Source organism: Bradyrhizobium sp. ERR14 (assembly GCF_014198235.1).
Lineage (GTDB): Bacteria > Pseudomonadota > Alphaproteobacteria > Rhizobiales > Xanthobacteraceae > Bradyrhizobium.
In genome coordinates, this window is sequence record NZ_JACIHD010000003.1 from 172,438 (window position 1) to 192,669 (window position 20,232).

Annotated in this window: 17 protein-coding genes; 5 read left to right on the forward strand and 12 right to left on the reverse strand. The window is 64.7% G+C overall.

The features are described 5' to 3' along the window. Positions 1-51 precede the first annotated feature (51 nt). The 4 genes from pcaG to pcaF form a co-directional block, all read right to left on the reverse strand. On the reverse strand, positions 52-654 hold the full coding sequence (gene pcaG, locus GGD62_RS10645; RefSeq protein WP_091964498.1) for a protocatechuate 3,4-dioxygenase subunit alpha: 603 nt from the start codon (positions 652-654) through the stop codon (positions 52-54). Beyond that, entirely contained in the window at positions 655-1,356 is a 702-nt protein-coding gene (pcaH, locus tag GGD62_RS10650; protein ID WP_026201729.1) for a protocatechuate 3,4-dioxygenase subunit beta, read from the reverse strand. It lies immediately after the preceding gene. 94 nt (positions 1,357-1,450) lie between these two features. Then, positions 1,451-2,344, reverse strand: a complete 894-nt coding sequence (locus GGD62_RS10655) for a dioxygenase (protein WP_183708395.1) — start codon at positions 2,342-2,344, stop codon at positions 1,451-1,453. A gap of 111 nt (positions 2,345-2,455) precedes the next feature. Beyond that, positions 2,456-3,664, reverse strand: coding sequence for a 3-oxoadipyl-CoA thiolase (pcaF, locus tag GGD62_RS10660; RefSeq protein WP_179732876.1), 1,209 nt, complete (start codon positions 3,662-3,664; stop codon positions 2,456-2,458). A gap of 216 nt (positions 3,665-3,880) precedes the next feature. On the opposite strand from pcaF, the gene mutS reads away from it, so the two are divergent. Then, complete coding sequence (gene mutS / locus GGD62_RS10665; RefSeq protein WP_183708397.1) at positions 3,881-6,619, forward strand: DNA mismatch repair protein MutS; 2,739 nt, start codon at positions 3,881-3,883, stop codon at positions 6,617-6,619. Positions 6,620-6,777: 158 nt separating this feature from the next. On the opposite strand, the gene GGD62_RS10670 is transcribed toward mutS, so the two are convergent. The 6 genes from GGD62_RS10670 to GGD62_RS10695 form a co-directional block, all read right to left on the reverse strand. Then, positions 6,778-8,454, reverse strand: coding sequence for a PAS domain-containing methyl-accepting chemotaxis protein (locus GGD62_RS10670; protein WP_183708399.1), 1,677 nt, complete (start codon positions 8,452-8,454; stop codon positions 6,778-6,780). A 381-nt stretch (positions 8,455-8,835) separates the two neighbouring features. After that, a complete protein-coding gene (locus tag GGD62_RS10675) occupies positions 8,836-9,645 on the reverse strand; it encodes a hypothetical protein (protein WP_183708401.1) in 810 nt (269 codons plus the stop codon). A gap of 177 nt (positions 9,646-9,822) precedes the next feature. Further along, positions 9,823-10,332 (reverse strand): OsmC family protein, encoded by a 510-nt coding sequence (locus GGD62_RS10680; protein ID WP_028139616.1) that lies wholly within the window; start codon positions 10,330-10,332, stop codon positions 9,823-9,825. Between the two features lie 54 nt (positions 10,333-10,386). Next, the gene (locus GGD62_RS10685) at positions 10,387-11,172 is read right to left on the reverse strand and encodes an ABC transporter ATP-binding protein (protein ID WP_179732870.1); all 786 of its coding nucleotides are present in this window, start codon (positions 11,170-11,172) and stop codon (positions 10,387-10,389) included. Positions 11,173-11,176: 4 nt separating this feature from the next. Beyond that, positions 11,177-12,022 carry an ABC transporter permease gene (locus tag GGD62_RS10690; protein WP_183708769.1) on the reverse strand — a complete coding sequence of 282 codons (846 nt, stop codon included), beginning with the start codon at positions 12,020-12,022 and terminating at the stop codon, positions 11,177-11,179. 208 nt (positions 12,023-12,230) lie between these two features. Beyond that, positions 12,231-13,202 (reverse strand): aliphatic sulfonate ABC transporter substrate-binding protein, encoded by a 972-nt coding sequence (locus GGD62_RS10695; RefSeq protein ID WP_183708403.1) that lies wholly within the window; start codon positions 13,200-13,202, stop codon positions 12,231-12,233. A 188-nt stretch (positions 13,203-13,390) separates the two neighbouring features. Between GGD62_RS10695 and GGD62_RS10700 the strand changes: the two genes are divergently transcribed. Next, complete coding sequence (locus GGD62_RS10700) at positions 13,391-16,180, forward strand: [protein-PII] uridylyltransferase (RefSeq protein WP_183708771.1); 2,790 nt, start codon at positions 13,391-13,393, stop codon at positions 16,178-16,180. 51 nt (positions 16,181-16,231) lie between these two features. Here the strand turns inward: GGD62_RS10700 and GGD62_RS10705 are convergent, their stop codons facing one another. After that, positions 16,232-17,134, reverse strand: a complete 903-nt coding sequence (locus GGD62_RS10705; protein ID WP_409333942.1) for a LysR family transcriptional regulator — start codon at positions 17,132-17,134, stop codon at positions 16,232-16,234. Positions 17,135-17,313: 179 nt separating this feature from the next. On the opposite strand from GGD62_RS10705, the gene GGD62_RS10710 reads away from it, so the two are divergent. Continuing rightward, entirely contained in the window at positions 17,314-17,682 is a 369-nt protein-coding gene (locus GGD62_RS10710) for a nuclear transport factor 2 family protein (RefSeq protein WP_026202199.1), read from the forward strand. An 81-nt stretch (positions 17,683-17,763) separates the two neighbouring features. Here GGD62_RS10710 and GGD62_RS10715 read toward each other — a convergent pair whose 3' ends face one another. Beyond that, complete coding sequence (locus tag GGD62_RS10715; protein ID WP_183708405.1) at positions 17,764-18,294, reverse strand: methylated-DNA--[protein]-cysteine S-methyltransferase; 531 nt, start codon at positions 18,292-18,294, stop codon at positions 17,764-17,766. 39 nt (positions 18,295-18,333) lie between these two features. On the opposite strand from GGD62_RS10715, the gene GGD62_RS10720 reads away from it, so the two are divergent. Beyond that, a complete protein-coding gene (locus tag GGD62_RS10720) occupies positions 18,334-18,747 on the forward strand; it encodes a DUF1304 domain-containing protein (protein ID WP_018319526.1) in 414 nt (137 codons plus the stop codon). A 162-nt stretch (positions 18,748-18,909) separates the two neighbouring features. Then, positions 18,910-20,151: an ABC transporter substrate-binding protein gene (locus GGD62_RS10725; protein ID WP_038970676.1), complete on the forward strand. Its 1,242-nt coding sequence runs from the start codon at positions 18,910-18,912 to the stop codon at positions 20,149-20,151. The last annotated feature ends 81 nt before the right edge of the window (positions 20,152-20,232 follow it).

Below are 20,232 nucleotides of genomic sequence, written 5' to 3' on the forward strand. Positions count from 1 at the left end.
CACCAGATGAGACATGCGTGCCGAGGATCAAGCCCCCCGGCACGCGTTGCCTCACACGTCGAAGAACACCGTCTCGTTGTCGCCCTGGAGCCGCAGGTCGAGCCGGTAGGCCGGCTTGCCGGCTTCGCGCACCGCAGTCAGCGTGGCGCGGCGCTCGGTGGGCACCAGCGCCAGCACGGGGTCGGCGGCGTTGCCGGCCTCGTCGCCGAAATAGATCCGGGTGTAGAGATGCCTGAGCATGCCGCGGCCGAACACCGCAAGGAGGATGTGCGGCGCCTGCGGCTTGCCGTCGGGATCCGGCACCGTGCCCGGCTTGATGGTCTCGAACGCGTAATTGCCGTCCTTGTCGGTGCCGCAACGGGCAAAGCCGCGGAAGCTTGCATTTGGCAGCGCACGCTTGTCCTGCGGGTCGGCGAAGCGGCCTTGCGCATCCGCCTGCCAGATCTCCAGCATGCAATCCGGCACGGCAACGCCGTCACCGTCGAATACGCGACCCTCGATGCGGATGCGCTCGCCGGTGACATCTGGCGTCAGCGTCGAGTTGGTGAACGCGTCGTTCCAGGCGTACTCGCCGTTCGGCGTCAGGCCGTATTTGAAGAACGGGCCGACCGTCTGCGATGGGGTGATCCCGTCGGGCGTCACAGAATCCTGCACTTAGTGATTCTCCATGGGGGTGGCGTTCTTGCCGCGCAACACGATGTCAAAGCGGTAGCACAGCGCCCATTCGGGCTGGGTGTTCTCGAGATCGAACGAGGAGACCATCCGCGCCCGCGCCTTCTCGTCCGGCACCGAGTTGAAGATTGGATCGAACGGGAACAGCGGATCGTTCGGAAAATACATCTGCGTCACGAGGCGCGTGACGAAGGAATGGCCGAACACCGACAGATGGATGTGCGCGGGACGCCAGGCATTGTGGTGATTGCCCCAGGGATAAGCACCCGGCTTGACGGTGACGAAGCGATAATAGCCGGAGGCATCGCTTTGGGCGCGGCCGGCCCCCGTGAAATTCGGATCGAGCGGCGCCGGATGCTGGTCGCGGACATGGACGTAGCGGCCGCAGGCATTGGCCTGCCAGATCTCGACCAGCGAGTTCGGCACGCCGCGGCCGTCCTCGTCGCGCACATGGCCGTGCACGATGATGCGCTCGCCGATCGGCTCGCCCTTGTGCTGGGTGGTGAGGTCGTTGTCGCCCTCGCGCACGGTCTCGTGGCCGTAGACCGGGCCGGTGAGCTCCGACAACGTATGGCGCATCGGGATCAAGGGCTTGTTCGGCGCACGCTTGATCGAGCTCTTGTAGTCGGGCGACAGCGGCAGCGGATGCGCCTTGTTGCTGTCAGTGGGATAGATGAATGTCATGGGCGAACTCCTCCCCGGCCATTGTGGTCCGGCCGGACAACGCTTCCGCCAATCATTATAGGATATAACTAATTGGGGGAAGCGGGTTTGAGCCCTATTTGATCGGCGGACGCGGCAGTACGGCTTCCCCGACTTCGAGCCGGTAGACGTGGTCGAGCGAATACCAGGGCGTCGCAACCTCGCGTTCGGTCGGATGTGGCGCGTCATGGCGCAGGAACTTGCCGATCAGCGCCTGCGTCACGCCGAACTGCACGTCGCTGTCGATATGGGGATCGTTGGGATCGTAGACCTGCGAGATCAGGACCTTGAAGCCCGGCTTGAAGATCAGGGCATGCAGATGCGCGGGGCGGTAGGGATGGCGGCTCTGCGCCTCCAGCAGGCGGCCGACCACGCCGTCCGTCGGAATGGGATAGCCGACCATCATCACCGAACGGAAGGAGAAGCGCCCATCCTGGTCGGTCGTGAACTTGCCACGCAGGTTCATGTCGGCCTGGTCAGGATCCTGGTTCTCGTAGAGGCCGACCGGAGAGGCGTGCCAGACATCGACCTCGGCGCCGACGACCGGACGACCGTCCTTGTCCACGACGCGGCCGTTCACGAACAGCGGCGCGCCCGGGGTCTCGGAGCGGACGATCGATCCGCCATTCTCGACCCGCGGCGAGTTCAACCGCCAGAACGGCCCGAGCAGTGACTGATCGGTTTCGGTATTGCCCTGATCGCCGTTGTTGAGCAGGCAGACCAGCGGCGAGACGCCGAGCGAGCCCGCCATCAGCACCACTTCGTTGTGCGTGTCGGTGGTCAGCTTGCCGAGCTCGGCGATGACAGCGGTGGCATCGCGAAACTCCTTCTCGGTCAGGCGGACGTCGCGCACGAAGCCGTGCAAATGCTTGACCAGGGAAATCATGATCTGGCGCATCCGCGGATCGGAAGTCCGCTCCATCACCGCCAGTGCCGCGGCCGTGACGTCCTGCTCGCGCTCGATGATCATGCCCGCCTCCCGATCGCCCGTCATTCCGGGGCAGCCCGACAGGGCTGAACCCGGAACCTCGAGTTCCGCTCTAACGAGCGGCTCCGGGATGACGGTCCACTGCGTGGACCGTCAGTTCAGCTTCTCGATCGCGACCGCGACGCCCTGGCCGACGCCGACGCACATGGTGGCGAGCGCGAGCTTGCCGCCGCGCTTCTCCATGCCGTGGACGGCGGTGAGCGCGAGGCGCGCGCCGCTCATGCCGAGGGGATGGCCGAGCGCGATCGCGCCGCCATGCGGATTGACGAAATCGGCGTCGTCGGCAACGCCGAGCTGGCGCATGCAGGCGATGCCTTGCGAGGCGAAGGCCTCGTTGAGCTCGATCAGGTCGAAATCGCTGATCTTCTTGCCGAGCCGCTCCATCAGCTTGCGGGTCGCGGGCACGGGACCAATGCCCATGATGCGCGGCGGCACGCCGGCCGAGGCAAGGCCGAGGATGCGCGCGCGGGGCGTGAGACCATGCTTCTTCACCGCAGCTTCCGAGGCCAGGATCATCGCGGCCGCGCCGTCATTGACGCCGGAAGCATTGCCGGCGGTCACCGTGCCGGGATTGCGCACGATCGGCTTCAGTTTTGCGAGACCTTCGAGCGTGGTTTCGGGGCGCGGATGCTCGTCCTTGTCGACGGTGATGGGACCCGCCTTGCCGCCGGGAATGGTGATCGGGACGATTTCCTCGGCGAAATAGCCCGCCGCGATCGCCTTGCCGGCGCGCTGCTGCGAGCGGATGGCGAAGGCGTCCTGGTCGGCGCGCGAGACCTGGAATTCCTCGGCGACGTTCTCGCCGGTCTCCGGCATGGCGTCGACGCCATACTGAGCCTTGAGCAGCGGATTGATGAAACGCCAGCCGATCGTGGTATCGAAGATTTCGGCCGAACGCGAGAAGGCCTCCTGCGCCTTGCCCATCACGAAGGGCGCGCGCGTCATGGATTCGACGCCGCCGGCAATGGCGAGCTCGATCTCGCCGGAGCGGATGGCGCGGCCGGCGGCACCAACCGCATCGAGGCCCGAGGCGCAGAGCCGGTTGAGCGTCTGGCCGGGAACCGAGTCCGGCAGGCCTGCGAGCAGAAGCGCCATGCGGGCGACGTTGCGGTTGTCCTCGCCGGCCTGGTTGGCACAGCCGAAGAAGACTTCGTCCACCTGCGCCCAGTCGAGATTGGGGTGCTTGGCCATCAGTGCCTTGATCGGCGCTGCGGCGAGATCGTCGGCACGGACCTTGGCGAGCGAGCCGCCGAAGCGGCCGATCGGGGTCCGCACGGCATCGCAGATAAAGACGTCACGCATCGTTGTTCTCCCTGAATGCCGCGGTTCGGCCCAAATTCTTCAATGACGCCGGAGTTTTAGGAGGGCGCCCGCAGCAGGTCAATTGACTGATACACGCGTGTTCCGAGGGGGCCGCACGCCGGCCACGCATGCCGCAATGCGGACAACGTGGAAAACCCGCTCCTTCCGGCCAAAGCGATAGGAGCAGGGGGCGAAATTTTGTAGGTTGCGCCGCCCATGACCATGCAACAGCCGATACAAGTACCGCCCCCCGACGAAGCGCCCGCTTCGCCAACGGAAGCCGTCGCGCGCGTCACGCCGATGATGGAACAGTACCTGGAGATCAAGGCGGCGCATCAGGGCCTGCTGCTGTTCTACCGGATGGGCGATTTCTACGAATTGTTCTTCGAGGATGCCGAGATCGCCTCCAGGACGCTCGGCATCGTCTTGACCAAGCGCGGCAAGCACCAGGGCGCCGACATCCCGATGTGCGGCGTGCCGGTCGAGCGTTCCGAGGATTATCTGCATCGGCTGATCTCGGCCGGCCACCGCGTCGCGGTGTGCGAGCAGACCGAAGATCCTGCTGCCGCCAAGGCACGCGGCAACAAGAGCGTGGTCCGCCGCGGCGTGGTGCGGCTGGTGACGCCTGGCACGCTGACCGAGGACACGCTGCTCGATGCGCGCGCCAACAATTATCTGCTCGCGATCGCGCGCGCCCGCGCCTCCGGCGGCGGCGACCGCTTCGGCCTCGCCTGGATCGACATCTCGACCGCCGAGTTCACCGTGATGGAGTGCTCGGGCGGCGAGCTCGCCGCAACGCTGGCGCGCATCAACCCGAACGAGGCCATCGTCACCGACGCGCTCTATAACGACAGCGAGCTCGGACAGACCTTGCGCGAGCTGCCGGCCGTGACGCCGCTGACGCGCGACGTCTTCGACGGCGCCACCGCCGAAAAGCGCCTGTGCGACTACTTTGCCGTCGCGACCATGGACGGGCTGACGCAGCTGACGCGGCTGGAGGCCACGGCAGCAGCAGCCGCCGTCACCTATGTCGACCGCACCCAGGTCGGCAAGCATCCGCCGCTGTCGCCGCCCGCGCGCGAAGCTTCCGGCGCGACCATGGCGATCGACCCGGCGACACGCGCCAATCTCGAGCTGACCCGGACGCTCGCGGGCGAACGCCGTGGCTCGCTGCTCGATGCGATCGACTGCACGGTGACCTCGGCGGGCTCGCGCCTGCTTGCCCAACGCCTGGCCGCGCCGCTGACGGATGCGCCGGCGATCGCGCGCCGGCTCGATGCGGTGAGCGTCTTTGTCGCCGATTCTGCTGCGCGCGAAGACATCCGCAGCATCCTGCGCGGCGCGCCCGACATGTCGCGCGCGCTGGCGCGTCTGTCAGTCGGCCGCGGCGGCCCGCGCGACCTCGCAGGTCTGCGCGACGGCATCATCGCCGCCGACCAGGTGCTGGCGCGGCTTGGCGAGCTCGATCAGCCGCCGCAGGAAATCGCCGCGGTGATGGCGGCCTTGCAGCGTCCCTCGCGCGAGCTCGCGGCCGAATTCGCCAGCGCGCTCGACGAGCAGCTGCCGCTGATCAAGCGCGATGGCGGCTTCGTTCGACAGGGCTATGAGCCGGCGCTCGACGAAGCCCGAAACCTGCGCGACGCCTCGCGTCTCGTCGTCGCCTCGATGCAGGCGCGCTACGCCGACACGACATCCGTGAAAGGCCTGAAGATCCGGCACAACAACGTGCTCGGCTATTTCGTCGAGGTCACTGCGCAGCACGGCGACAAGCTGATGTCGGCGCCGCTGAACGCGACTTTCATCCATCGCCAGACGCTGGCGGGGCAGGTGCGCTTCACCACCTCCGAGTTGGGCGAGATCGAAGCCAAGATCGCCAATGCCGGCGATCGCGCGCTCGGCCTCGAGCTCGAGATTTTCGAGCGGCTGTCAGCCAAGGCCATGACCATCAGCGACGATCTGCGCGCCGCCGCGCACGCCTTCGCCTTGCTCGACGTTGCGACATCACTGGCAAAGCTCGCGGTCGACGACAATTATGTGCGGCCGGACGTGGACGATTCCCTCGGCTTTGCGATCGAGGCCGGCCGCCATCCCGTGGTGGAGCAGGCGCTGAAGCGCAATGGCGAGCCGTTCATCGCCAATGCCTGCGACCTCTCCCCAAGCCCGGCGCAAAAGTCCGGCCAGCTCTGGCTGCTCACCGGTCCCAACATGGCCGGTAAATCGACCTTCCTGCGTCAGAACGCGCTGATTGCCCTTCTTGCCCAGATCGGCAGCTTCGTGCCGGCCACGCGCGCGCGGATCGGCATCATCGACCGGCTGTTCTCGCGCGTCGGCGCCGCAGACGATCTCGCCCGCGGCCGCTCCACCTTCATGGTGGAGATGGTCGAGACCGCGGCGATCCTGAACCAGGCCGGCGAACGCTCGCTCGTGATCCTCGACGAGATCGGCCGCGGCACCGCGACCTTCGATGGTCTCTCGATTGCCTGGGCCGCGATCGAGCATCTGCACGAAAGCAATCGCTGCCGCACGCTATTCGCCACGCATTATCACGAGCTGACCGCGCTCTCCGCAAAACTGCCGCGGATGTTCAACGCCACGGTGCGGGTGAAGGAGTGGCAGGGCAACGTCGTGTTCCTGCACGAGGTGCTGCCGGGCTCGGCCGATCGTTCCTACGGCATCCAGGTGGCCAAGCTCGCCGGCCTGCCGCCGGCCGTGATCACGCGTGCAAAATCCGTGCTGTCCAAGCTGGAGGCGCAGGATCGCGGCCAGACCGCACGCGCGCTGGTGGACGATCTGCCTCTGTTCGCCGTGCCCTCACGCGCGGCGGCCGAAGCCGCGCCGCCGAGCGAGGCCGAACTGCTGATGGAGGCCGTGAAGGCGCTGCATCCGGACGAGATGTCACCACGCGAGGCGCTGGATGCGTTGTATGCGTTGAAGGCGAAGCTGCCGAAGCAGTGACAGTGCCGTAGGGTGGGCAAAGCGACTTGTCCGCCATAGCTCGAAGAGCGACGGCGGAAGCGTGCCCACCGCGTTTTGGACGAGATCGGGAAGAGATGGTGGGCACGGCGCGCGGAGCGCGCGCTCTTTGCCCACCCTACGATTCCATGCGCTGAGCGCTACGCCCGCGCCGCGATCGCAGCCGCCTCCGCAGCCGCGCGCTGCATGCTGGTCGACATCTCGTTCGTCACCGTGCTCTGCTCCTCGACGGCAGCGGCGGTCGATGTCACGTATTCGCTGACATTGTTGATCGCCTGCTTGATCGAGCCGAGCGCGCTGACGACGTCGCCGGAGATGCCGTTGAGGCTGCCGATCTCCTGGCCGATCTTGTCGGTGGCCTGCTTGGCCTGATTGGCGAGGCTCTTCACTTCGGAGGCGACCACCGCAAAGCCGCGGCCGGCTTCGCCGGCCCGTGCGGATTCGATCGTGGCGTTGAGCGCGAGCAGGTTGATCTGTCCGGTGATGCTGTTGATCATCTCGACGATCCCGCTCATCGACTGCGCCGCCTCGGTGAGGCGCTGGGCCTGAGCATCGGCGGAGGCGACCTGCTCCACCGCGCTCATCGCGGTCTCGCGGGACTTGGTCATCGCCTCGGAGATCTCCCGCACCGAAGCGTTCAGCTCTTCCGAACCGGCGGCGACCGATTCCATCATGCCGCGCACGCGCTCGTTGCCCATGCGGACCAGCACCTGACGCGTGGTGTCGGTGGCATATTTCACGACCTTGAACGGCTTGCCGTTGAGATCGAGGATCGGGTTGTAGGAGGCCTGGATGTAGACCTCCTTGCCGCCCTTGCCGATGCGCTTGTATTCGGCCGCCTGGTACTGACCGCGGTTGAGGGCGGCCCAGAACTCGCGATAGGCCGCGCCGTCGCGCTCCGTGGGCTCGACAAACATGCTGTGGTGCTTGCCCTTGATCTCGGCCAGCGAGTAGCCGAGCGCGCCGAGGAAGTTGGCGTTGGCGGCGATGATCGTGCCGTCCATGTTGAATTCGATCACGGCCTGGGCCTTGTCGATCGCCGCGATCTGGCCGGCGAGATCGGCGTTCTTCAGCTTCTCCGCGGTGACGTCCGTTGCGAATTTGACGACGCCGTAAGGTTTGCCGTTCTCGTCAAGCAGCGGGTTGTAGGAGGCGAGGATCCACACTTCCCTGCCGCCCTTGCCGATGCGCTTGAACTCGCCGGCCTGGTATTCACCGCGGTTGAGTGCAGCCCAGAACTCGCGATAGGCCGCGCCGTCGCGGTCGGCCTGCGGCATGAACAGGCTGTGATGCTTGCCCTCGATCTCGGCCAGCGAATAGCCGAGCGTCTTGCAGAAATTCTCGTTGGCGCTGACGACGGTCCCGTCGAGCTTGAATTCGATGACGGCCTGGGCACGGCTGATCGCGGCGATCTTCGATGCATCCGTCATGCTCCGGATCTTCTTCGCCGTGATGTCGGTCGCGATCTTGGCGACCATCACCGTCTTGCCGTTGCCGTCGAGCACCGGATTGTAGGATGCTTCGATCCAGACCTCGCGGCCACCCTTCGCGATCCGCTTGAACTCGCGCGCCTGATACTCGCCACGGTTCAATGCAGCCCAGAACGCCTTGTACTCGGCGGTATCGCGCTGGTCGGCCGGCACGAACATGGAGTGATGCTTGCCCTGAATCTCGTCAAGCCGATAGCCGAGGGCGTCGAGAAAATTCTGGTTGGCCGTGACGATCGAGCCATCGAGATTGAATTCGATCATGGCCTGCGAACGGCCTATGGCGTCGAGCCGCCCTTGTGCATCGCTGTGGGACTTGCGACCGAACATCAAACAATCTCCATCTCGAAATAACGTGGACAGCCCGTAAGGGAAGTGACCGCTGCGGCAGCCCAGCCGTATTCAAATCGACAATTCCCGCGAGTCCCTGCACTCGGATGCAGCTCGGACGAGTTCACGCCGACGACGGCGGAAGCGGGTACGCGAAATTATTCGTACGGGAAAAGCTCGAACAAAGTTCTAATAGAATTGTCGGAAACCAGCAGAACGGGGGAACGATCCGGCGGGCGTCGAGAGCCGCCACCCGCGCCCCCTGCGACTTGAAATGACATTTCTCATTCAATGGCTTGGGAAGATGCCGCGTTGCCCGTCGGCATGAGATGCCGTCTCCAACATGTCTTTCGCGACGCGGTGTCGCGCGTGTCCGTAGTCTCACGGTCCTTGCCGCGCCTTGTGCATCGTTCGCCGGCCGATTCCCCACAGCGTCAGATTCCAGGCGATGCAGGTGCCGAGCGCGAGACACAGACCAACGGCCGAGCCGAACGACTCCACCGCAACGTGCAAGACGGCAATCGCCGTGCCGAATCCGAGCAGGCCCCAGGCGGAGTTGGCGAGCACCGCCGCGGTCGGCGGACCGCCGATGCGCGGATGCAGGATCACCATGATGCTGGAGAACACCACGGGATACAGCGCGATAATGCCGCTGATGCGGGGTCCCACCCAGCCCGAAGTCGAGACCACGATGGCGACCAGGGTCGCGACCAGCGCAGCCCGCATCGGCACGTCGTACCAGCGACGCGTGACCAGAGGCATCTTCACATGGCGATAGCCCGCCAGGAGCGGAATGCAGATGCCGAAGGCGATCAGATTGGCGGCGAGCCCGGCGGTGAGCGACCAGTCGAACTGGCGGAAGATCGAGGCCAGCACGATCCAGACGGCAACCGCGCTTCCACAACTCACCGCAAAACTATGCCGCTGCGCCAACACGACATAAGCGAGGCACATGAAGATCGTCGCCGCATTGATCGGAAGGCTCGCCAGCGAACCCTGCGCGATGAAGGCGGCATCGTGGTCGAGCGCGAGGAAGACGTAGGAGGGACCGGCCGAGATCGGCAGGGTCGCGACCAGCGCGCCGATCACCGGCCCCGCGCGCTCCGTGATGATCGAGGCCGTCACGACGAACGCCGCCGCGATCGCCATGCGCAGGAGAAGGAAGAGGAAGAAGTGGAGATCGGGGGACATTTTTGGCTTCTTACCCTCCCCTGGAGGGGGAGGGTCGGCTCATATTGGGCGCAGCGAAATATGAGACGGGGTGGGGTGACAGTCTCTCAACGGCGATGGTGCCCGAGTGGAGAGATCACCCCACCCCGCTCGCGCTATGCGCGATCGACCCTCCCCCTCCAGGGGAGGCTAAGAGACTCACATCCGCTGCATCGACACCGACACCTTCGGGCCGTTCTTGATGGTCTGATAGACCACGCAATATCGCTCGGTCAGCTTGAGCAGGAGATCGAGCTTGTCCTGCGGCGCCGATGTATCGACCTCGAAGCGCAGACGGATCTCGGCGAAGCCGACCGGGGTCTCCTTGTCGACGCCGAGCGTGCCGCGGAAATCGAGATCGCCCTCGGCATAGACGTTGCCGGTCTTGAGCGGCACCTCGATCGCAGTCGCGACCGACTTCAACGTGACCCCGGCACAGGCGACGAGCGCCTCGAGCAACATGTCCCCGGAGCAAAGCTCGAGGCCGGAACCGCCGGTCGCCGGATGCAGGCCGGCAAGCGCGATGGCGCGGCCGGTCTCGACCTTGCAGGCGATGCCTTCGCTGTCGGTGGAGCCCTTGGCCTTCAGCGTGATCAGTGCGGTCTTGGGATCGGTCTTGTAGCGCTCCTTGATCGGAGCCTGCATCTGGCGCAGCTCTGCAGCGTCCATTTTCGTTCTCTCCCGGAAAATTGCCACTCGATGTACCGGTTCAGAGCGAAATTGTCACCACCACATGGCCTGACCGGGACCCTGGGTTGCGTCACGGTCGGGCACGTTGCGGTCGAGCGAACGGTCGAGTGACGTCAGCACACTTCGCTTGAAATTCTCGAACAGCGGCGAATTGCGGTCGCGCGGCCGGCCGAGATTGATCTCGATCTGGTCGAACAACCGGCCCGGCCGCGGCCGCATCACCAGCACGCGGTCGGCCAGCACCACGGCCTCGTCGACGTCGTGTGTGACGAGGATGAGGGTCGGCCGCGTGTCCGCCCAGAGGTCGAGCAGATGATCCTGGAGATCCCTGCGGGTGAAGGCATCGAGCGCGGAGAACGGCTCGTCGAGCAGCAGCACCTCCGGCTGCGGCACCAGCGCGCGTGCGATCGCAACCCGCTGCGCCTGTCCGCCGGAGAGCTCGCGCGGCCAGGCCTGCGCCTTTTCCGCCAGCCCGACGCGTTCGAGCGCACGGGCGACCTTGTCGCGGCGCTCGGCCGCGGGCAGATCGGCGAGTCCAAAACCGATATTGTCGGCGACGCTGAGCCAGGGCAGCAGCCGCGGCTCCTGGAAGATGATGCCGATCTTGGCATGCGGCGAGACGATCGCCTCGTTGTCGAGCGTCACCGTGCCAGCGCTGGCGCGATCGAGGCCGGCGATGGCACGCAGCAGCGTGGATTTGCCACAGCCGGAGCCGCCGATGATGGCGATGATCTCGCCCAGCCTGATTTCGGCGGAGAAGCGTGAAAGCGCCTGCACGCCGTTGGGATAGGTCTTGCTGACCCGGTCGAGCGCCAGCATTGCCTCAAGCTCCCTTCGCGCGCCCGAAGGCATCCTGCCAGCGCAGGAACGGCGCGGCCGCGACCTCGATCAACCAGTCCGTGAGCTTGCCGAGGATGGCGAAGATCACGATGGCGGCGAGGATCTGCGCGGGCTTGCCGAGCTGCTGGCCGTCGAGCAGGAGATAGCCGAGGCCTTCGGAGGCGCCGATCAGCTCGGCCGCGACCACGAACATCCAGCCGAGGCCGAGGCCGACGCGCAGGGAAACCACGTAGGCCGGCAGCACCGCCGGCAGCAGGATGCGGCGGATCATGGCGAAGCCGGAGAGGCGAAAGGTGCGGCCGACCTCGACGATCTTGCGATCCACCGAGAGGATCGCGCCCATCACGCCGAGATAGACCGGAAAGAACACGCCGACCGCGATCAGCGCGACCTTCGAGGTCTCGAAGATGCCGAGCCAGAGGATGAACAGGGGCACCCAGGCGAGCGAGGGAATCGCCCGCAGCGCCTGCACGGTCGGATCGAGCAGCCGGCGCGCCAGCGACCAGTAACCGGAGACGGCCCCCAACATCGTGCCTGCGATCACGCCGAAGGCGAAGCCGAGCCCGACGCGCCACAGCGTCGCTATGACGTGGCGGACCAGTTCGCCGGAGCGGGCAAGTTCGGCGATGGTGCCAAAGACGCGCGAAGGCGGCGGCACCAGCCGGCCGTTGGACCAGCCGAGCCACACCACGAGCTCCCAGCCAAGCGCGAGCGCGAGCGGCAGCAGCAGCCCCAGCATCGGCCGCGCATAGCGCGCCATGCGCGAGGGCGCGGCGGCGCTTTCGGCGGGTTCCGAGGATTGTTGCAAGGCTGGCGCGTCGGAGATCATGGCCATTAGCAAGCGCGTCCGGTCGGGGAATGCAAGGGTGCCTCTTACCCTCCCCTGGAGGGGGAGGGTCGTGGGCATGCAGCGAAGCGAAATGCACAGCGGGGTGGGGTGATCTCTCCTCACGGGACTGCCCGAGAGGAGAGATCATCCCGCCCCGCTCGCGCTACGCGCGATCGACCCTCCCCCTCCAGGGGAGGGTAAGAGAAGATCAATTCGTCGGCAGCGGGACCTGATCGTCGATCAACGCATCCAGCGTCGCCTTCATGTCGACCTTGGCATCGACGACACCGGCCTGCTGCAGGGCGAGGCCGGCGGCGAGGATCGACTCGCGCTGGGGCGCGCCGATGCGGCTGTGGGTGAGCTCGGTGCGCTCCTTGAGCTGCTTGTCGACGACGGCCTCGGGGAGTTTTGTGACCGCGATGAAGGTCTTCTTCAGCTCGTCGTAATTGGCCAGCGAATATTTGCGCGCCTCTTCGTACACGGCGAGGACGCGGCGGGCAGCGTCGGGATAGTCCTTCAAAAACTGCTCGCGCACATTGAGGATGCCCCAGGTGTTGGCTTCGGCCTTGCGGTAGAACAGCTTTGCGCCCTCCTCGACCTCGGCCTGCGCCATCATCGGATCGAGGCCGGCCCAAGCATCGACGTCGCCGCGGATCAGCGCGGTCTTGCCGTCGGCGTGCTGGAGCAGCACCGGGGTGATGTCCTTTTCGGTGAGGCCCGCCCCTAACAGCGCACGCACCAGGAAGATGTGCGGATCGGTGCCGCGCGTCACCGCGACGCGCTTGCCCTTGAGGTCTGCGACGCCGGCAATCTTGGAATCCTTCGATGTCACCAGCGCCGTCCACTCAGGGCGCGAATAGACATAGATCGACTTGATCGGGTTGCCGTTGATGCGGGCGACCAGCGCCGCCGAACCCGCGGTCGAGCCGAAATCGATCGAGCCGGCATTGAGGAATTCGAGCGCCTTGTTGGAGCCGGCCGACTGCACCCAGGTGACGGTGATGCCGTCCTTGGCGAACTCCTTCTCAAGGAGCCCCTTCTGCTTCAGAACCATCGACACCGGATTGTAGGTCGCCCAATCGATGCGGATTTCCTTGAGCGGATCGGCCGCCTTGGCCGCGGGGGTCACGGCGAGCGCAACCGCTCCCGCCAACAGAATGCGTCGTGTAATTCCGGTCATGCCCAGCCTCCTCCAAAACTTCATTGTTTTTCAATGAGTTATATCTAGAGGTCAACGAGAAAATCCGCCCCTCGAAAGCGCACCGGCCGAGAACAGATTTGCCCAAAGCCGCGCCTTTCCAGCATGGAACGACTATTGCCAGAGAATGGCGGGTGACAGCGCCTGTCACCTCTTATATCCGGTGGGACATGGACAGCGTCGCGACTGAGCACAAGGCCGAGGTGGACGATCGTTTCGACACTGCGCGGATCACCGCCGCGGTCGATGCGCTTGCCGAAAAGCACCAGGGACGCGAGGACGCGTTCCGCACGGCAATGGCGCAATTGCTCAAGGCCGAGCTGATCGCGGCACGTGCCGCGGCACAGGAAATCCTTCTGAAGGACCGCCACGGCCGTCGCTGCGCCGAGCGGCTCTGTCACGTGCAGGACGAGATCATCCGCATCCTGTATTCGGCGGCGACCCGCCATCTCTACCGCTCGCCGATCCCGAGCGGAGCCGAGCGCATGGCGGTGGTCGCGACCGGCGGCTACGGCCGCGGCCTGATGGCGCCCGAATCCGACATCGACCTGTTGTTCATCCTGCCCTACAAGCAGACCGCCTGGGGCGAGCAGGTCGCCGAAGCTATCCTTTATTGCCTCTGGGACATGGGGCTGAAAGTCGGCCACGCCACGCGATCGGTGGACGAGTCGATCCGGCAGGCGCGCGGCGACATGACCATCCGCACCGCGATCCTGGAGACGCGCTTCCTCACCGGCGACAAGCCGCTCTATGAGGAGCTGGTCGCGCGCTTCGACAAGGAGGTCGTGCAGGGCACCGCATCGGAATTCGTCACAGCCAAGCTCGCCGAGCGCGAAGAGCGGCACCGCCGCGGCGGCCAGTCGCGCTATCTGGTCGAGCCCAACGTCAAGGACGGCAAGGGCGCCTTGCGCGACCTGCACACGCTGTTCTGGATCGCCAAATACGTCTACCGCGTCCGCGACACCGGCGAGCTGGTCGAGCGCGGCGTGTTCGATGCGCAGGAATACCGCAGCTTCCGCCGCTGCGCCGATTTCCTCTGGTCGGTGCGCTGCAATCTGCATTTCTACTCCGGCCGCGCCGAAGAGCGTCTCTCCTTCGACCTCCAGCGCGAGATCGCGGTGCGGCTCGGCTACACCTCGCATCCCGGCATGCAGGATGTCGAGCGCTTCATGAAGCACTACTTCCTGGTCGCCAAGGAAGTCGGCAACCTCACCGCCATCCTCTGCGCCAAGCTCGAGGACCAGCAGGCCAAGCCCGCGCCGGTCCTGAGCCGGATGATGGCGCGGCTGCGGCCGACCGCCGCGAAGCGGCGCGTCCCCGACAGCGACGACTTCATCGTCGACAACAACCGCATCAACGTTGCCGCACCCGACGTGTTCAAGCACGACCCGGTCAATCTGATCCGCATCTTCCGCCTCGCGCAGAAGAACAACCTCGCCTTCCATCCGGATGCGATGCGCGACGTGACGCGATCGCTCGGCCTGATCAACGCGCAGATGCGCGAGAATCCCGAGGCCAACCGGCTGTTCATGGAGATCCTGACCTCCGACAACGCCGAGATCGTGCTGCGGCGGATGAACGAGACCGGCGTGCTGGGCCAGTTCATCCGTGCCTTCGGCAAGATCGTCTCGATGATGCAGTTCAACATGTATCATCACTACACCGTCGACGAGCACCTGATCCGCTGCATCGGCTTCCTCCAGGACATCGAGCGCGGCGGCATCGAGGAATTCGCTTTGGCCAGCGACCTGATGCGCAAGTCCCGGCCCGAGCACCGGTCGGTGATCTACATCGCAACGCTGCTGCACGACGTCGCTAAGGGCCGGCCGGAGGACCACTCGATCGCCGGCGCCAAGGTGGCGCGGCGGCTGTGCCCGCGGCTTGGGTTCAGCCCGGCCGACACCGAGCTCATCGCCTGGCTGATCGAGGAGCATCTGACGATGTCCACGGTCGCGCAGTCGCGCGACCTCTCGGATCGCAAGACCATCGAGAATTTCGCCGCCGTGGTGCAGTCGGTCGAGCAGATGAAGTTGCTGACGATCCTGACCACCGCTGACATCCGTGGTGTCGGTCCCGGGGTGTGGAACGGCTGGAAGGCGCAACTCTTGCGCTCGCTGTACTACGAGACCGAGCCGGTGCTGACCGGCGGCTTCTCGGAGGTCGACCGCGGCAAGCGCCTCACCGCCGCCTACGCTGAATTCCGAAATGCCTTCGCCGAATGGCCGGCGGAGGAGCTCGATGCCTATATCGGCCGGCACTATCCGGCCTACTGGCTCAAGGTCGAGCTGCCACGAAAAATTCGCCACGCCCGCTTCGTCCGCTCCAGCGAACAGGCCGGCCATAAGCTCGCGATCAATGTCGGCTTCGACGAGGTCCGCGGCGTCACCGAGCTGACGATCTTCGCGGCCGACCATCCGTGGCTGCTCTCGATTATCGCCGGCGCCTGCGCCTCGGCTGGCGCCAACATCGTCGATGCCCAGATCTATACCACGACCGACGGGCGCGCGCTCGACACCATCTCGATCTCGCGCGAATACGACCGCGACGAGGACGAGGGACGGCGCGCCACACGCATCGGCGAGATGATCGAGGACGTGCTGGAAGGCAAGCTGCGCCTGCCTGAAGTGGTGGCGCGGCGCACGGTGCGCAGCAAGGCACGGCCCTTCGTGATCGAGCCTGAGGTGACCATCAACAACCAATGGTCCGACCGCTACACCGTGATCGAGGTCTCCGGCCTCGACCGGCCCGGCCTGCTCTACGAGCTGACCACCGCGATCTCGAAGCTCAACCTCAACATCGCCTCGGCCCATGTCGCGACCTTCGGCGAGCGCGCCCGCGACGTGTTCTACGTCACCGACCTCCTGGGTGCGCAGATCAGCGCGCCGACCCGCCAGGCCGCGATCAAGAGCGCGCTGACCCGTGTGATGGCCGGCGACAAGGCGGTCCAGCCGGCGGCGTGACCTTCCTTCGTCACTCCGCGCTCGCGGCTAATGGGCCCTGCCCCCTGACTATCATCGCGCCGACTTTTGCTCAGAGCGTCGCAGCGCGTTCACGAGCGCAGACAGCGCGGCTGGTTGATGCTGACGACTGGGATAATACATGAAGAAGCCGGGAATTGGCGGCGTCCAATCCTCCAGCACGCGAATAAGGCGGCGCTTCGCAATATGTTCGGCGACCTGCTCTTCATAGGCGAGCCCGATACCAACTCCGGCGAGCGCCGCCTGAATCACCAGGTGAGTGTCGTCAATGATGAGCGGGCCATTCACGTTGATCGTGACCGACTTTCGTCCTTGCTCAAACTCCCACCGATATGGACCACCTGCAAGACGCAGGGTAATGCACCGATGATCGCTCAGGTCCCTCGGCTTTTCGGGGATGCGTCGTGAAGCGAAATAGCGTGGCGACCCTATGACCGCCAATCGCAGTTCGGGCGTGACACGAACCGCGATCATGTCCTTTTGAATGTACTCGCCAAGCTGAATACCGGCATCGAACTCGCCTGCAACGAGGTCCACTGGGCCAGTGACGGTGACGACGTCCAGAACGATGTCGGGGTAGGCCTCAGCGAAAGCTCTGAGCCGCGGTAACAGTACCATCACCGCAGCCGATCGCGACATCACAATTCGAAGGCGGCCTTCGGGCCGGCGCCGAATGCTTCGGGCCTTGTCGAGGGCATGACGGATTTGCTCAAGGGCCGGAGACAGATCCTCCAGGAGAGCCGCTCCCGCAGCGGTCGGTGCAACGCTCTTGGTCGTTCGAGCGAGCAGCTTCAGTTCGAGCCGTTCCTCAAGCCTCCGGATCGTATGGCTCAAGGCAGACTGAGACACGCCCAGCTTTATCGCGGCGCGTGTAAAGCTTCGTTCGCGGGCCACGATTGCAAACGCGGCGAGGTCGTTCATTTCGTCTGTCATCATCATGAATATCGCTCATGAGCCCATGCCATTCAAGACACCTAGTCTCATAAGTCACCTCGCCGTAGGTTTTGCGCGAGCACGGGAGACGAACTGCACTGCTGCGCGCGGGGCAGGTCGACGCTCGGCACATCTGGCCGGACCGCATGAATGAGTCCGGTGCAAGAGCTTTGAGGATGACAATGGATACGGACGTTCCCGCCTTGCGCTCGCTTGCGCAGACCTATTTCGACGCTGCCTATGAAATGGATGCTGAGAAGTTTGCATCCATATTTCACCCCTCGAGTTCCGTGACGAAGGTGGCCGAAGACGGCAAATTGGGCGTGACGCCGATTGCATCCTGGCTGGCAGTGGTCCGCAACACGAAAGCTCCGAAGCAACTGGGCTTCGAGCGAGAAGATCAGATTCTATCAATAGACGTTGAAAGCGAGCTCGCGCTCTTGAAAGTCAAACTGCGCATTCCGCCGCGCTCCTTCACGGACCTGTTGTCATGCTTGAAGGTGAACGGGACCTGGAAAATAGTGCAGAAAGTGATGACGTCGAAAGTCTGACGGATTCGTTACGGCAGGCAGCGTCCATGAGGCAGGTGCGGCCACAGGCGCGGTCCGCTCAATCCATTCTCAAATGGACTTTCAGACCTGCACTCCCTCATGCCGCAGCAGCCAGCGCTTGCGCTCGAGCCCGCCGCCGTATTTCACCAGCGAACCGTCGGCGCCGATCAAGCGGTGGCAGGGCAGCACCACGCTGATCGGATTGGAGCCGTTGGCATGACCGACGGCACGAATGGCTTTTGGCACATCGATCTTTGCGGCCAGCGCGCCGTAGCTCATCGTGGTGCCGGCGGGGATGTGAGCCAGCGCGTTCCAGACCTTCTGCTGAAACGGCGTGCCGGCGATACGCCATGCGATGGCCGAGAGCTGACCGAGATCGCCTTCGAAGTACCCCGATAGCGCCGTCCGTATGGACCCAGGCGCAGGCCGGTCGCTGAGATCGACCGCACCGTAGTGCAAGCGCAAGAGCTCGCGCATGCGATGCTCATAGTCTTCCCAGTCCAGTGCGCGTAGCGCACCCTCGGCATCGGTGACGAGCAGAGCAATCCCGATCGGCGTCACCAGGCGATCGAGGCCGAAGCTTGCAGACCGTTTGGTTGATCGCCCGGGCATGGTGGCACCATAGCATCGAAACATGCCGTCGCACTTGCCATGCCGGCCGTGCTATCGTCCACCCGAAAGCTGACGCTGGGGGAGCTCAACTTGATCCTGATCGCCAATATCCTGGTGGCGCTGGTCGCCGCACTGCACGTCTTTTTCCTGATCCTGGAGATGTTCCTCTGGGACAAGCCGCAGGGCCTGAAGGTGTTTCGCAACACGCCGGAGAAGGCCGAGATCACGAAGGTGCTGGCCGCCAATCAGGGCCTCTATAACGGCTTCCTCGCCGCCGGCCTGATCTGGGGTCTGGTCCACGGCAACCCGGCCTTCGCATTCCAGATCAAGGCGTTCTTCCTGCTTTGCGTGATCGTGGCCGGCGCCTATGGCGCCGCGACCGTCAGCAGCCGCATCCTGATGGTGCAGGCGCTGCCGGCGGCGGTCGCGCTGGTCGCGTTGTTCCTGGCCTGAGACGCCTGACCACGGACTCCTCGGCCTGAGACGCTACGGCGCAGCGCCGCGATCCTTGCGCGGCGACGAACCTTCCTCCACAATCTTCGGCAGCGATGGCGACCGTTGCAATCGACGGGAAAAGACCATCGGCCGAAAATTCCGTCAGGAGGAACAACCAACATGACCAATCGCAGAGCCTTCTTAGCTGCCACGACAGCGCTCGCCTTCGCGTTCTCCGCGAACCAAGCCTTCGTAAGCCAAGCCTTCGCCCAGAAGAAATACGACACCGGGGCGACCGACACCGAGATCAAGATCGGCCAGACCGTGCCGTTCTCCGGCGCCTACTCCGTCTACGCCAATATCGGCAAGACCCAGGCCGCCTACTTCAAGATGATCAACGATCAGGGCGGCATCAACGGCCGCAAGATCAATCTGATCCAGTATGATGACGCCTATTCGCCGCCGAAGACGGTGGAGCAGGTGCGCAAGCTCGTCGAGGGCGACGAGGTGCTGTTCACCTTCCAGCTGATCGGCACCGCGGCCAACGCCGCCGTGCAAAAATATCTCAACGGCAAGAAGGTGCCGCAGTTGCTGGCTTCGACCGGCGCGGCCCGCTTCAACGATCCGCAGAACTATCCCTGGACCATCGCCTACAATCCCAACTACGTGTCCGAGGGACGCATCTACGCCAAATACATTCTCAAGGAGCATCCGAACGCCAAGATCGGCGTGCTCTACCAGAACGACGACATGGGCCGCGACTATCTCGCGGGCCTCAAGAGCGGCCTCGGCGACAAAGCCGCCAGCATGATCGTCGGCGAGGTGTCCTACGAAGTCACCGACCCAACGGTCGATTCCCAGGTGGTCAAGCTGAAGTCGATGGGCGTCGACGTTTTCTTCGATGCCTCGACGCCGAAATTCGCGGCACAGGCGATCAAGAAGCTCGCCGACCTCGGCTGGACGCCGGTGCACATCCTCGACATCAATGCGAGCCCGATCTCGGCAACGCTGAAGCCGGCCGGCCTCGACATCTCCAAGGGCATCATCTCGACCCAATATGGCAAGGAGCCCAGCGATCCGCAGTGGAAGGACGATCCCGGCGTGAAGGCCTTCTTCGCTTTCATGGACAAGTATTTCCCGGAAGGCGACAAGCTCAACACCGTCAACACCTACGCCTATTCGGTGGCGGAACTGCTGGTGCAGGTCCTGAAGCAATGCGGCGACGATCTGACGCGTGAGAACATCATGAAGCAGGTCGCCAACATCAAGGACTTCACGCCGAGCTTCGCGCTGCCCGGCATCAAGATCAACACCGGGCCGAACGACTTCCGCGTCAACAAGCAGATGCAGATGATGAAGTTCAACGGCGAACGCTGGGAGCTGTTCGGACCGATCATCGAGGACACGGGACCGTCGGGCTAGTCCCGATCTCGTAGGGTGGGTTACGCCCAGCGGACTGCACTTCGCGCAGCCCGCAAGGCTAACCCACCCTACGAACGCCCA

Coding starts and splice junctions, on each gene's coding strand:
- pcaH (WP_026201729.1), bottom strand. CDS start 1,356: ATGACATTCATCTATCCCACTGACAGCAACAAGGCGCATCCGCTGCCG.
- GGD62_RS10655 (WP_183708395.1), bottom strand. CDS start 2,344: ATGATCATCGAGCGCGAGCAGGACGTCACGGCCGCGGCACTGGCGGTG.
- pcaF (WP_179732876.1), bottom strand. CDS start 3,664: ATGCGTGACGTCTTTATCTGCGATGCCGTGCGGACCCCGATCGGCCGC.
- mutS (WP_183708397.1), top strand. CDS start 3,881: ATGACCATGCAACAGCCGATACAAGTACCGCCCCCCGACGAAGCGCCC.
- GGD62_RS10670 (WP_183708399.1), bottom strand. CDS start 8,454: ATGTTCGGTCGCAAGTCCCACAGCGATGCACAAGGGCGGCTCGACGCC.
- GGD62_RS10675 (WP_183708401.1), bottom strand. CDS start 9,645: ATGTCCCCCGATCTCCACTTCTTCCTCTTCCTTCTCCTGCGCATGGCG.
- GGD62_RS10680 (WP_028139616.1), bottom strand. CDS start 10,332: ATGGACGCTGCAGAGCTGCGCCAGATGCAGGCTCCGATCAAGGAGCGC.
- GGD62_RS10685 (WP_179732870.1), bottom strand. CDS start 11,172: ATGCTGGCGCTCGACCGGGTCAGCAAGACCTATCCCAACGGCGTGCAG.
- GGD62_RS10690 (WP_183708769.1), bottom strand. CDS start 12,022: ATGATCTCCGACGCGCCAGCCTTGCAACAATCCTCGGAACCCGCCGAA.
- GGD62_RS10695 (WP_183708403.1), bottom strand. CDS start 13,202: ATGACCGGAATTACACGACGCATTCTGTTGGCGGGAGCGGTTGCGCTC.
- GGD62_RS10700 (WP_183708771.1), top strand. CDS start 13,391: ATGGACAGCGTCGCGACTGAGCACAAGGCCGAGGTGGACGATCGTTTC.
- GGD62_RS10705 (WP_409333942.1), bottom strand. CDS start 17,134: ATGATGACAGACGAAATGAACGACCTCGCCGCGTTTGCAATCGTGGCC.
- GGD62_RS10710 (WP_026202199.1), top strand. CDS start 17,314: ATGGATACGGACGTTCCCGCCTTGCGCTCGCTTGCGCAGACCTATTTC.
- GGD62_RS10715 (WP_183708405.1), bottom strand. CDS start 18,294: ATGCCCGGGCGATCAACCAAACGGTCTGCAAGCTTCGGCCTCGATCGC.
- GGD62_RS10720 (WP_018319526.1), top strand. CDS start 18,334: ATGCCGGCCGTGCTATCGTCCACCCGAAAGCTGACGCTGGGGGAGCTC.
- GGD62_RS10725 (WP_038970676.1), top strand. CDS start 18,910: ATGACCAATCGCAGAGCCTTCTTAGCTGCCACGACAGCGCTCGCCTTC.